This window comes from Paenibacillus sp. NPDC058367 (assembly GCF_042723305.1).
Classification (GTDB): domain Bacteria; phylum Bacillota; class Bacilli; order Paenibacillales; family Paenibacillaceae; genus Paenibacillus_AQ.
The window spans coordinates 1,096,312-1,109,412 of the sequence record NZ_JBHXIZ010000002.1 but is presented as its reverse complement, the minus strand read 5'-3'; the positions used below and the strand labels follow the sequence as shown (position 1 = coordinate 1,109,412).

At 42.3% G+C, this 13,101-nt stretch carries 10 protein-coding genes; all 10 read left to right on the top strand.

The annotated features are described in order from the left end of the window. The first annotated feature begins 46 nt into the window (after positions 1-46). The 10 genes from ACFWMP_RS16035 to ACFWMP_RS15990 all read left to right on the top strand — a co-directional run bounded on the left by ACFWMP_RS16035 (position 47) and on the right by ACFWMP_RS15990 (position 12,925). Entirely contained in the window at positions 47-1,057 is a 1,011-nt protein-coding gene (locus ACFWMP_RS16035; protein ID WP_379424216.1) for a fumarylacetoacetate hydrolase family protein, read from the top strand. Positions 1,058-1,149: 92 nt separating this feature from the next. Further along, entirely contained in the window at positions 1,150-1,731 is a 582-nt protein-coding gene (locus tag ACFWMP_RS16030) for a TetR/AcrR family transcriptional regulator (RefSeq protein WP_379424215.1), read from the top strand. Between the two features lie 18 nt (positions 1,732-1,749). After that, positions 1,750-1,899 (top strand): hypothetical protein, encoded by a 150-nt coding sequence (locus ACFWMP_RS16025; RefSeq protein WP_231573272.1) that lies wholly within the window; start codon positions 1,750-1,752, stop codon positions 1,897-1,899. Between the two features lie 350 nt (positions 1,900-2,249). Then, entirely contained in the window at positions 2,250-3,197 is a 948-nt protein-coding gene (locus ACFWMP_RS16020; protein WP_042188436.1) for an ABC transporter permease, read from the top strand. 13 nt (positions 3,198-3,210) lie between these two features. Beyond that, positions 3,211-4,080, top strand: coding sequence for a carbohydrate ABC transporter permease (locus ACFWMP_RS16015; protein ID WP_042188438.1), 870 nt, complete (start codon positions 3,211-3,213; stop codon positions 4,078-4,080). Positions 4,081-4,146: 66 nt separating this feature from the next. Further along, entirely contained in the window at positions 4,147-5,733 is a 1,587-nt protein-coding gene (locus tag ACFWMP_RS16010; RefSeq protein WP_042188440.1) for an extracellular solute-binding protein, read from the top strand. Positions 5,734-6,021: 288 nt separating this feature from the next. Further along, entirely contained in the window at positions 6,022-7,761 is a 1,740-nt protein-coding gene (locus tag ACFWMP_RS16005; protein WP_076283684.1) for a sensor histidine kinase, read from the top strand. Beyond that, complete coding sequence (locus ACFWMP_RS16000; RefSeq protein ID WP_379424214.1) at positions 7,758-9,383, top strand: response regulator transcription factor; 1,626 nt, start codon at positions 7,758-7,760, stop codon at positions 9,381-9,383. The genes ACFWMP_RS16005 and ACFWMP_RS16000 overlap by 4 nt, the downstream gene beginning before the upstream one ends. A gap of 99 nt (positions 9,384-9,482) precedes the next feature. Continuing rightward, entirely contained in the window at positions 9,483-11,699 is a 2,217-nt protein-coding gene (locus ACFWMP_RS15995) for an FAD-dependent oxidoreductase (protein WP_379424213.1), read from the top strand. Between the two features lie 17 nt (positions 11,700-11,716). Further along, a complete protein-coding gene (locus ACFWMP_RS15990) occupies positions 11,717-12,925 on the top strand; it encodes an SGNH/GDSL hydrolase family protein (protein WP_379424212.1) in 1,209 nt (402 codons plus the stop codon). Positions 12,926-13,101 lie beyond the last annotated feature (176 nt).

The window sequence follows — 13,101 nt, the reverse complement described above, 5'->3', positions numbered from 1 at the left end:
GATGTAACAGAACAACATCACACTACATGTATGGAGGCGCTGCAACATGAAGCTAGTAACCTTTCAAACCAAAATATCCCAGGAACCTTTGTTTGGGCTTGTAATTAACGAGAAATTTGTCGTGTCTTTTGCCGCAATCATGAAAAAGCAGGGAACATTCGTTGACAGTCTTGAAAGTATGGACAGCTATCTTCATTATTTGCCGGCAAGTTATGATGCCGCTAAGGAAATGATGCAATATGCTGTCGAACAGTTGCATCAATTCAATGAAAATGAAATCAGCCCGATTGCAGCGGTAAACCTGCTACCGCCGGTTCCGAATCCGGCTGCGCTTATCGATTTCGGGCTGACGCCAAGACATCTGAGAAATGCTGGCGTAAATCTGCTGCAAAGAGAATATACAGGGCCGGAAAGAGAAGAGCTTACACGTAAAATTTCCGAAAAATTCCAGCAAGATCTGAATAAAGTAACTTTCAGTTATTATAAGTGTAACCATAATGCATTAATTGGCGATGGGGATACGATTCATTGGCCTTCGTACTCTTCCTACCTGGATATCGAGCCGGAGCTGGCCTTTGTTACAGGGAAGGGGAACTGCATTGCAGGTTATGTTATTTTTAACGACAGTACTGTCCGCGATGTGCAGTGGCCGGATTTCCAGGCGATGACCGGACCGACGCGCTGCAAAGATTTCGATCGAAGCAAAGGAATAGGACCATTTCTGGTAACGCCGGATGAAATCGACAACCCGCTGGCACTGGATGTGGATGTACGCATCGGGGAGAGACTGCACTGGAAGGGAAGCACATCCGAGTATTCTGCACACCCTGCAAAAGTGATGGAGGAGGTTCTCAAAGTTTTCACGCCACTCCCGGGCACAATTATAGGAATGGGGACGATACCGGATTGCTGCGCAATCGAGACCGAAGAATGGCTGTTGCCCTCTGACCGAATCCAGATTACATTTGATAAATTAGGCACGCTCACGCAATTGGTGCCTGATCATGTCAAGATTACGGAACCAAGCCGCTGGGAAAAAAGAAGCGATTTGCTTTAAATAAACATTTATGAAAATGATGAACCCCGACCCTGCTGCATATGCAAAACTTGTAGTAGAATAGGTTTAACATATGCAAAAGGAGAAATACAATGCAAACTTCAGACAGAATCATTGAAGCCGCGACACAGCTCATCAAAAAGAATGGCTATCGGGGAGTAAGCACCAAAGCCATTGCAACGGAAGCTAAAGTCAATGAATCTACGATTTTTCGGCAATTTGGAAGCAAGCAAGGCATATTGGAAGCCATCATTGAAAGACATTCGGATATCCCGCAATTTGAGAAGCTGTTAAAAGAGGACGCGACCGATAACCCGGAAATCGATTTGCTGAATGTAAGCCAGCAGTACCGTTTGTTTTTCCATAAAAATGCGGACATCATTTTGATTGGCATCCGCGACAAAGGAATGCTTCCCGAATTAGACAGAGTGCTGGCCGATCCGCCGGCGAAGCTTCACTCCTTGCTGGTTGAATATTTTCAACGCTTGCAGAATAAAAAAGTTATAGCCAGACAGGATGAGCGTCTTGTCGCAATGTCTTTTCTCTCAATGTGCTACGGATTTCAGATGAGCGAGCTGATTCACCGGCAATATCAATCCCAACTCGTCACCGAGGAAGAGTTCTACAAGCACAGTGTCTCATTGTTTGTTAAAGGAATTTTGGCTCAGTCATAAGCACTATTGATTTATTTAATGAGAAGTCTAAACTTACGAGAACGGGCTGAAGCTGGAAACTCGGTGTTACTATCCATTCATCTAATGGAAGAGCATGCAGCGACGGTTGATGATGTGATGATTATTAAGCATGGAACAATCGTTGCTGATGGAACATTGGAGAAGTAAAAGGTAATCCTTCCACGCTGGAGGAAGCCTTTTTTGCTCATGAATGTAGTTTTTAGTAATGGAAAATAAAATACGTGGATGCATTATATAAAAAACATGTCTCATTGAATTAAGCCCAATTTTTTCTAGGGCTTTTTTTGTTTGGGACCTCAGGATTGTATTTGGTCTATACTCAAACTTTCGAGTCAGAGTTATTGTACAGCTTTAAATCAAGACAATCATGCCTATTGTATTGGAATTATCCAAGGCTGTACTTACTTAAAATCTTATAAGAAATTCTTGAAATCACAGAAATTTATTCGGGTAGTGGGATGCTATTATACAAATATAAATAAAGACGAGGTGATGATATGCAAGCAAAATTGGCAGCGGACGCCATTCCCCTCACCAAAAAGCGAAATTCATGGATAAGAACGATAAAAAAGTATAAAGTGATGTACGCTCTCTTGTTCCCGGCATTACTTTACTTTGCCGTATTCAAATACGTTCCTATGGCGGGAATCATTATTGCTTTTAAAAACTATAACCTAGCATTGGGACTATGGGATAGTCCATGGGTGGGATTTAGAAATTTTACAGATTTTATGAACGGCGTTTATTTCTGGGACATCATGAGAAATACGATAATCATATCGCTGTATAAGCTATTGTTCGGTTTCTCAGCTCCTATCATACTTGCTTTGCTGCTCAATGAAGTTTATACCCAATGGTTTAAGAAAATCGTACAAACGATCACTTATTTACCCCACTTTCTATCATGGGTCATTGTTTATGGAATGATGGTGGCATTATTAGCCCCAGGGGATGGTCTTTTTAACATGATTTTGAAGGAAGCTGGAGTTGAACCCATCTCATTCCTAACGGAACCTGCCTGGGGCAGACTGCTGATCATCTTATCTGAAATATGGAAGGATATTGGATGGGGAGCGATATTGTACCTTGCAGCATTAGCAGGAATCGATCCAAGCTTATATGAAGCGGCTAGAATTGATGGCGCTTCCAAATGGAGACAGCTATGGCATGTAACACTTCCCGGCATTCGAGGCGTGATGATTCTGATGCTGATCCTTAAATTAAGCCATATTCTGGATGCTGGTTTTGACCAAATATTCATGTTTGCCAACAGCTTTAATCAGGAGAAGATCGACATTATCGACACATGGGTATACCGTGAAGGGCTCGAGCGACTTAAGATTGGCTTGGCTACTGCTGTGGGATTGTTTAAAGCGGTCATCGGATTTGTTTTAGTGTTGGCAGCGAATAAGCTCGCCAAAAAATTCGATGGGCAAATTTGGTGAGGTGGTTATCAATATGATCAATTTGACAATCGGAGAGAAAGTCTGGCAAGCCGTCGTTTATTTTATTCTTATTTTGCTAGCTCTACTTTGCTTACTACCCTTTCTATATGTAGTTGCTGTTTCAGTGACGCCAGAATCGGAAGTGTTAAGAAGAGGAATTGTTATTATACCAGAATCCTTTACCTTTCTAGCCTATAAAGAAGTATTCATTTCTCATGGTATCGGGCAGGCGTATAAAATTACATTGTTTCGAACAATAGTAGGCACTGCTCTCAATGTGTTCTTTACGGTAATTGCGGCATATCCGTTATCCAAAAAATATTTGCCGGGTCGAAGCCCATTTTTACTATTCATTGTCTTTACCATGATGTTTGGGGGAGGATTAATTCCGACTTATTTACTAGTCCGCTCTCTGGGATTGCTAAACAGTCCATGGGTATTGATTATTCCAAATCTCATTAGTGCATTTAATCTGGTGATCATTAAAGGCTTTTTCGAGCAATTGCCTGCTGAAATCGAGGAATCGGCGAGGGTAGACGGTGCAAGTGAGCTTCAGTCGTTATGGCGGATCATTTTACCCTTGTCCTTGCCCGTCCTTTCCACAATTTCCTTATTTTACGCAGTCGGGCATTGGAATAGTTATTTCGACGCTATTGTTTATATCAATGATTCCAACTTAATGCCGCTTCAAGTGATCTTGCGCAACATCCTGCTTAACGTCGCAACACAAAGTGCTGATTCGCTTGCCAATACCGGAGCTGTTAGTACGTTCGCTATACAAATGGCAGCAGTTGTCGTGACTACAGTTCCGATTTTGATCGTTTACCCATTTATGCAAAAGCATTTTACCAAAGGTGTACTCTTGGGATCTGTTAAAGGTTAAAAAGAAATTCCTACCTGAGTTGTTACGGGGAAACCGTGATAATATAGAAGCAAAGGAGAGGTCATTATGCAACGTAAAGCGATTACATTTGCTATTCTGACAGCAATGGTCGGTGTGGGAACGGTATTGTCAGGATGTGGGGACAAAAAAGAGGTTACATCGTCAGCTACGGGTAATTCACAAGGCCAGTCTAGTCCCTTTGAAAAAAAATTGAAAATTTCGATGTTTAACCAAGGCACTTTCAATGCTGCTGCTCCGATTCCTCCCCGTGAAGAAGATATCCAACGACAAATGTTGGAGAAAGCAGTAAATATCGACTTGGAAATGATGATTCCTCAATCAGGTCAAGCAACGACTAAATTAAATACGCTCATTGCTGGAGGAGATATTCCAGATTTGATTTTCTTGAAAAGCCGGGCTGATCTCGCGCAATATTATGACCAAGGCGTTCTTGCGGATTTGACACCGTATCTGGATCAATTTCCTGAATTACAGAAACGTTTTAGCAACGACTCCTGGGAGGCGATGTCCTATCAAGGAAAAACCATTGGGGTTCCAGGTTATGATAATGTAAATGGTATCAGTCGAAGTTTCTTCATTCGCAATGATTGGCTGAAAAAGTTGAATATGGAAGTGCCAACGACACCTGACGAGTTATTCCAAGTTATGAAAGCCTTTACAGAGAAAGACCCGGACGGTAATGGCAAAAACGATACTTACGGATTCATAGGCGGCATGAATAAAGAAGGGAATCTGCAAACCTACGGCTTCGATAGTTTAATGTGGATGTTTGGCGTCAATCCTCCATCAGCCATTGATGTGAAAGACAATGAACCGGTGTTCCTGTATACCGACCCAAAAATGAAAGAGGCGCTCACTTATATCAATAAAATGATGGAAGCCAAAGTTGTAGATCCAGACTGGGTGACGATGAATACTCCCGATTTGTTGGACCAAAAGTTATTTAAGGGTAAAGTTGGCTTCATGATAAGAGATGCACGCAGGCTGGAACCGGATTATCAGCAGAAAATGAAAGAAATCAGTGGAGAGGTACCGGAATGGATCGTCATTCCTCCAATGATAGGTCCTTATGGCGATCAAATTGTAGAGAGAAAATCGTTCCAAGGCAATTCATGGGCCATATCCAAAAAAGCGGATAAGGACAAAATCATTCGGATCTTGTCCATGCTGAATTATCTCTTTACGGACAAAGAAGCATATCCGAATTTTGCATACGGAATTAAAGGAATTCATTGGGATTTAGTGGACGGCAAGATCAAGAATAAAACCTCCGAATTATCAAAGGAAATGAAAGAAAAGTACCTATGGGTTGACCATTATAGAATGCCGCGTCGTGGTGATGATGCTGAGTACTTCAGCTTCCAGAATCCTAAGACGGCAGAAGCTTTTGAGAACAATCAGAAGTACGTGGCGCCTACTTTGCCCGGGAATTTATTGACTGAAGACCCGAACGATACATTGGCAGCTGACCGCCAACGTTTCATTAATGAAAGTTTGGTCAAATTTATGACCGGAAAAGATCCTCTTTCTAACTGGGAGAATTTCCTCAATACGTTGGATACCAAGTTTGACATGCAGAAATATAAGGACACAGTAATCAAGCAATTTAAAGAAGCGGGCTTAATTAAGTAAATCAAGTAGAAACGGCTTCGCCGTCCTTTTAAAGGACGGTACCGTTTCAGCGAGAAAGATAAGGAACATTTATGCGCGAAGCATATAAATTCTTATCTTTTAAACAAAGAGAGAGGCTATAAATAGCCCCTCTCTTTATTGAAATATAAGAAAGTATAAGTTTTACTTTATACTTTTTCCTTCTATTTTTCGAAGAAACGCTTATCGTCCTTAAAAAGGACGCCGAAGGCGTTTCTTCTTGTCATATGCTATTATTTGTTTAATACAGATTTAAAAGGAAGATGATAGATGCGAAGAAGAATAAGCTTGCCTTTAAAATTATTTTTTATCGTGTTTGCATTTGTATTAAGCTGCATAATCTTGATAAGTCAATTGTCTTATCACTATGTCCAAAAGGAAATAAGAAAAACTGACATTTATTACACTAACCAAATACTAGACAAGGTAGATCAGTATTTCACAGTTAATTTTTCCTCCTTCCAGACGATCCTGTTCTCGGTCGAAACATCGGTGAAAGCCAACATTGACAATACAGAAGTGATTAAAAAGCAATTAAGAGAGCTGTATGAACTCAACAGTAATTACGTCAGTAATATTTATTTGATCAAAAGCGATTTATCCATTCTAGGCGGGAGTACACCTACCCGAATATTCGATGAACCTTTAGCTGAAAGAGAACCTTTGTTTGATGCGGCTGACAAGAACAGAAGGACTACATTTGTCAGTGATCCTTACAAATCTAAATATTCCGGCTGGACAGTTACGATGGTTCGATATCTGAACAGTGCTCCGTTTCCTATGGCCATTGCGGTAGATTTGGATCTAAATGCCATTGAAGAAACCTTGTTCAAGATTAATAAAAAAGAACAAATGGATTTGGCTCTAATCACCGCATCGGGAAAAATCATTGCCGGATTTTCGGAAAATAAAGGACCCATGAATATTCAAGATCATACTTTTTCAATCGGTGAAACGACGGCGGAACAAATTCTGGATACTACAGAAACAAGCCTTCAACTACATACCAAGGATGGTATTCCAGTCTCCCTTTTGAAAAAACCGACTGAGAAATTCAACTGGACCATCATCTCGATCAACGATGAATCACGCTTGAAAGCTGCTTTGTCCAGATTGGAAACCTATTATATCGGGCTTCTAGCTGCAGGTCTTCTCTTAAGTCTGTTCATTTCCTTTTTTATTGCCAAATATATAAGGACCCCTCTCTATGCGCTCAAAACAAAAATGAAGCGGGTGGAGCAAGGCCTCCTCACAACTACAATATCGATTAACCGAAACGATGAGTTTGGAGATCTCTCCCGAGCATTCGATCGTATGCTTCAGCAAATTGTGGAACTGATACGGGGAGCAGAGCTACATAATGAACTTGAGCGGAAGCTGGAAATCCAAGTGCTTCAGTCTCAAATAAACCCTCATTTTCTGTATAACACGCTTGGTTCTATCAGCAATGTCATACGACTCGGACAAATAGAGAAAGTAGATGTGGTGATCGAGTCTCTCATTTCAATATTGGAATATGGGATAGCTGATGCTTCGGAGAAGGTTTCACTACGTCAGGAATTGCAAAATGTATCGGACTATATCGCGATCCAGAACATCCGCTATAACAGGAACTTCCACTTGATTGAAAATATCGAAGCAGATTTAATAGATTTCCCAGTTTTTCGAATGCTGCTGCAGCCCCTTGTGGAGAATAGTATCTTCCATGGTTATAACGGAGGGGGGATCGAAGGCCCTATTACTATTCATGCGTACAGGGAGGGCGGCATCGTCATCATAGAAGTAGTTGATCTAGGCGAGGGAATTCCAACTGATAAAATAAAGCATATTTTGATTTCAGAACCGAGTGATGTGGAATTGAAAAGGAAAAGAATCGGGTTAAATAATATTCACGACCGAATAAAACTTCACTACGGAGAACAATTCGGGCTTCAAATCATAAGCATACCTAAGGAAATAACCCGTGTTCAAGCCTTATTCCCAGCAGGCTCGTTTAAAGGAGATGCATGATGGTGAGAGACTACACCTGCTTCATTGTTGACGATGAAGATCTAATCATTCAGAGATTGGAATTGTTTTTTAACGAGCTCTCCCATAGGGATAAGCGATTTCATTTAGTGGGAAAAGCAAAAAATGGTCTGGAGGGGATAGAGGAGATCGTAAAGCTTAAGCCGGATATCGTGATATCTGATATCGTTATGCCTCGAATGGATGGAATTTCCATGATTGAGCAGCTAAAACCAAAGCTTCCCCATACCCAATACATTCTTTTGACCGCTTATTCATCCTTTGAATACGCCCAGAGAGCTATTCAAGCCAACGTCTTGGAGTACATTGTTAAGGTTCCGCTCAGGGAAAAGGATTTAGATCGCGCTTTAGATAAGGCAGCCGGGATTTTAAATGAGGTTAAGAAAAAAGAAGCGGAATTTCAATCGTTAAACGTATCCGTGCTTGAAAATAAATATAGAGTCCGAAAGCAATTTTTTAATGAGCTTATCAGAGGCGAAATTCCTTCTCATCGGGCATCGGATTTTGCCAATCGCATGCAATTCCATTTCTTTCAAGCCAACTATTGCTGCTTCATTGTTGAAATGAATCTGTATGAAAGTTTCCGAAACGATTATTCAGCGTCTGATCAAAACATCTTGAAATATGCGATTACGAATATAATCGAAGAAACTGTGGTGAACGGTGGCAGAGGTGTAGCTGCGGATCTATCCGATAATCGTTTTATTGGCTTTCTTTCCTGGGAAAATAATCGCAGCGATATGGACACGGAATATGCTTGCCATTCATTGGGTAGTCAGATCGTCTCCCATTTACATCAATATTTGAATCAAAGGGTATCCGTAGCTTTTGGAGGTCCGCACCGAGGCTGGGAATCCATCAAACAAGCTTACATGGAAGCTAATAACGTGAGTGAGGATTTCTACTATCATGAAGAGAAAGTAGTCAAAACACCCATGCATCGGTTCCATTACCGCAATGACAAAAAGGAGGACTTTCAGCTGAAACTGGCTGATTTTCTCACATGGGTACAAAGGAAAGTTTCCAAGGAAGCGCTGGAAAAAGAACTCTCTGCTTTAAACCAATTTGTGACGGATTATAAAATTCATAAGTCCATCATGACACCTATGCTTCAAGGCTTGTACAGAGACATAACTGCGAAATTTAAATCGGGGAACTCGTTGACCACGGATGCATCAGAGTTTCCCATAAAATTCATGACATTTCGGGAGCAGCTTGCCTATATTGGCGACTTCACCTTCGAATATGTACACGCTGGCCAGCTTTTACATCGTATAGAAATCATGAGTGCTATGCGGTTTATAGAGAAAAACCTGAAACAGAGATTAACGCTGGAGGCTATTGCTGAGGAAGTGAATTTAGCTCCATCGTATTTTAGCAGCTTGTTCAAAAAAACAATGAACGAGGGCGTTATCAGCTACATCAACCGCAAAAAAATTCACTTAGCTCTCGAGCTATTAAATGTTCAGGATTATTCTTTATTGGAATTGTGCGAAGAAGTAGGAATTGTGAATGAAGGTTATTTTTGCAAATTATTTAAAGAATATACGGGTGATACGCCTAAGCAATATCGGATAAAAATGACACGGTATGAATCCAAATAAGGTTGCAAAAAATGTATAAATTTCTCGCGAAATCATGTAAAAAAAAGGGCATCAAAAGGCTTACCATGATAGAAGGATCTAATCATGGAGGTTATCAAAATGGAGCTTATTAAAGCAGATGTAACCGTCGTAGGCGGAGGTATTGCTGGGATATGCGCTGCCATTGCTGCCGCACGCCAAGGGCTGCAGGTTTCACTTATTAATGATCGGCCGGTTCTTGGAGGAAATGCGAGCAGCGAGGTCCGGGTTCATATCAACGGGTCAGCATATCTCGGAAACAGTCCATCCTATTATGCACGCGAGGGCGGATTGGTGGAAGAACTCAAGTTGAAGATTTTTCACTATAATCCGTTATACAACAAGAAGCTTATGCTTTCGCTTTCGGATACGGTCTTGTTGGATATGGTTTATGCTGAGCCTAACATTTCTCTATTTCTGAATACATGCGTGCATGAAACGGGCATGGAGAACGGCAGAATTAAATGGGTTGAGGGCCTTCAATTGGCTTCCGAAAGAAAATTTCGTTTCGAAAGCCGAACCTACATTGATTGCTCCGGAGATGGAGTTGTCGGATATCAAGCAGGTGCTCTCTTCCGCTGGGGGAGAGAAGCGAAGCATGAATACATGGAAGAATTGGCTCCTGAAGTGGCGGACCATTACACCATGGGCGATACGATCCTGTTTCAAGCCCGTGACGTAGAATATTCCGTTCCATTCAAAAGGCCTGGCTTTGCGTATGATATTACGAAGTTGGCTTTTTTCGATAGTATCAGAAAAGGCTTAAACCATCGGGCTTTACCAAGAAAAATCAATGGGCTTGGCGGATTGTGGTGGCTGGAATATGGTGGACATATGGATATTATCAAGAATAATGAAGACATCGCATTGGAACTGCGGAAATTGGTGTACGGGATTTGGGATTATATCAAAAATAGCGGCGAATTTGATGATGTAGACAATCTCATCTTGGATTATGTATGCCCGATTCCTGGAAAGCGGGAGTCGAGGCGGTTCATAGGGGACCACATGTTGTCTCAGAACGATCTTACAGCAAAACCGCATTTCGAAGATGCTGTATCCGTCGGTGGATGGTATATGGATTTACATGCGAATAAGGGCATCTACGATGAGGGGCCAGCTACAGCATGGAATTTCGTGCCTGGATTGTACAATATCCCTTTCCGCAGTTTATATTCACGAAATATTCCTAATCTCATGTTCGCTGGTCGCAATATAAGTGCTACCCATGTGGCTTTCGGATCTACTAGGGTAATGGCAACCTGCGGTTGTATGGGGCAGGCGGTTGGAACGGCAGCTTCGTTATGCTTGAAATATGAGATAGACCCTGCGGCCATAGTCGAATCTCATATGGAGGAGCTGCAGGCGCTGCTGCTTCGAGATGGCCAAACGATTGTAGGGCTTCAAGAGGAATTGAATCCTTACTTCGCTGACGGATTAACTATTCGTGCCTCGTCTCAGCGCAGCTATGATAATCCTCATCCAACTGAGGAGATTCCCTTGGAGAAAGGGTTATGTTTGGTCTTGCCGATTCAGACATCCGTGGCTGAAAGTGTACGGATCAAAATTAAAAATAGGTCCGAGCATTCGGAAACTTTGCATGTAAAGCTGTTTGCCGGGGAACGGAAGGAAAACTACATTCCCACTAGCGAGTTGAAAGATTACCGCTTGGATATTGCAGCCGGTCATGACGACTGGATTACGCTAAACTTGGGCTGCGAAAAACCGATTGATGACAAAATCTACATCGTATTGGAAGGTACGGCGAGCCTTGCCGTCTACGGCAATGAAGAAAAAATAACAGGAGCGGTCAGCTTCCATTATAGGCCGGAAGAGCCGTCCAGGCTGAAGAAATTCAATAAGAGCATTTGCTTCAAGGATCTGTTACCGTCCCAGAGTATGTATAATCCCGAGAATGTCGTCAACGGCTTCTCCAGACCTTATGGTCTACCGAACGGCTGGATTTCTGAACGTACGGAAGAACAGGAATGGTTGGAATTCTGTTTTGCAAGCCCCAAAAATGTAGACGAAATCCATCTTGTTTTCAATTCACAGTTGGATTTGGAGCATTTCAACGACCCGATCGAGTCCCTTATCCAAGATTATGATATGACCTTGACCTTAGAAGACGGAACCGAGAGGACAATCATAACTCGTGGGAATTATCTCACGTTGAATAAACATAAGGTGGATGCGAAACATGTAACCCGAATCCGGATTAATTTCTGCGCAACGTATGGTTCGCCTTATTTTGAAGTGTTTGCAGTAAAATTGTTTGCTCCTAAAATTGATAAATGAGGTCAGGTGAAGTAACGATGAAGGAATTATTCCCACGTAATGGGCTCCCCAATATAATTCAGAAATTGGAAAATGGGGATACCGTAACAATCGTCTATTTCGGCGGCAGTAATACCCGTTCTGAAGGCTACAGGGTCATGACGGCGGATTGGCTTCGTGAGAAATATCCTAAGGCGGATATCCGCTCTGTGAATGCAGGCATTAATGGGACAGGATCGGATTTGGGTTGTGCCCGTTTGGAGACAGATGTACTGCGTCATCGGCCTGATCTAGTATTTGTTGAATTTGTCGGTAACGATGGCGGAGATCCCGAATCCAAGGCGCGGATCGAAGGGATTGTCCGTCAGATCCGCAAGCGGAGCCGGTTTACCGATATCCTGTTCGTTTATACGCTGAAGGAGCGGGATGTGGCCTTATTTCAGTCTGGGGAATACCAGAAGGGGGCTCTAATGCAAGAGGAAGTGGCCGACTATTATGGTATTCCTTCGATTCATCTGGGCGTAGCGGTCAGTCACTTGGTTTCGGAGGGAAAACTCGTTTTTACCTCAAGGGAAGACGTGTCCATTTCTGGAGCCGTTGTTTTTACGCATGATTCGATCCATCCGACTATTCCCGAAGGACACCAGATTTACACGGATACGATCACCCGGTCATTTGAGGCAATTATCGAACTCAGAGGTCAACAGGGAAGGTTAGTACATCACTTACCTCAGAATCCGTTGGTTCCGGCTAATCCTTGGGAGTATGCGACCATGCTGTCACTGGATAGTCTTACTACTTTTTCCGCAGGATGGTCTTACATGACGCCCGATGATTTTGCTTTAGTGCGCGAGTACAATTGGTTGTTCCCCGGCCTATGGCGAGCAGTCGATCCTGGAGAGGCTATCACGGTGCAGTTCGAGGGCACCCATATCGGGTTATTCGATATCGGTGGGCCTGATTCTGGCAGATTGAAGGTGTCGGTGGATGGTGGGGAACCCTTTATTATCGATCGATTCACACTACACAACGATCATAATCGAAATCAGTATGTATTCTTGCCGGAGCTTTCGAATGGAAAACATACGGTTCGCTTTGAAATCGATACCGAGAAGACAGACAAAGCGGCCGTGTTTGAAGCATGCGGCAATGAACGAAGTAGAGAGCATGTTCGGCAGCATCCAGATTGGTATGATCAAACGGTGATTCAGCTTGGAAAGTTGTTATTAGTGCAGCCGCCATTATAATTAATCATTAGGCTTTGTACAATTGGTAGACCTACATGATAACTGACTGCAGTTGAGCGGGCAGTTATCATGTAGGTCTCTTTTTTAAAGGACGACAAAGTCGTTTCTTCTTGCTTAAAATCTTATAAGAAATTCTTAAAATTAAAGAAATTTCACAGTTCTGTAACATGCTATGA

Coding starts and splice junctions, on each gene's coding strand:
- ACFWMP_RS16015 (WP_042188438.1), top strand. CDS start 3,211: ATGATCAATTTGACAATCGGAGAGAAAGTCTGGCAAGCCGTCGTTTAT.
- ACFWMP_RS15995 (WP_379424213.1), top strand. CDS start 9,483: ATGGAGCTTATTAAAGCAGATGTAACCGTCGTAGGCGGAGGTATTGCT.
- ACFWMP_RS16010 (WP_042188440.1), top strand. CDS start 4,147: ATGCAACGTAAAGCGATTACATTTGCTATTCTGACAGCAATGGTCGGT.
- ACFWMP_RS16035 (WP_379424216.1), top strand. CDS start 47: ATGAAGCTAGTAACCTTTCAAACCAAAATATCCCAGGAACCTTTGTTT.
- ACFWMP_RS16005 (WP_076283684.1), top strand. CDS start 6,022: ATGCGAAGAAGAATAAGCTTGCCTTTAAAATTATTTTTTATCGTGTTT.
- ACFWMP_RS15990 (WP_379424212.1), top strand. CDS start 11,717: ATGAAGGAATTATTCCCACGTAATGGGCTCCCCAATATAATTCAGAAA.
- ACFWMP_RS16030 (WP_379424215.1), top strand. CDS start 1,150: ATGCAAACTTCAGACAGAATCATTGAAGCCGCGACACAGCTCATCAAA.
- ACFWMP_RS16020 (WP_042188436.1), top strand. CDS start 2,250: ATGCAAGCAAAATTGGCAGCGGACGCCATTCCCCTCACCAAAAAGCGA.
- ACFWMP_RS16025 (WP_231573272.1), top strand. CDS start 1,750: ATGAGAAGTCTAAACTTACGAGAACGGGCTGAAGCTGGAAACTCGGTG.
- ACFWMP_RS16000 (WP_379424214.1), top strand. CDS start 7,758: ATGATGGTGAGAGACTACACCTGCTTCATTGTTGACGATGAAGATCTA.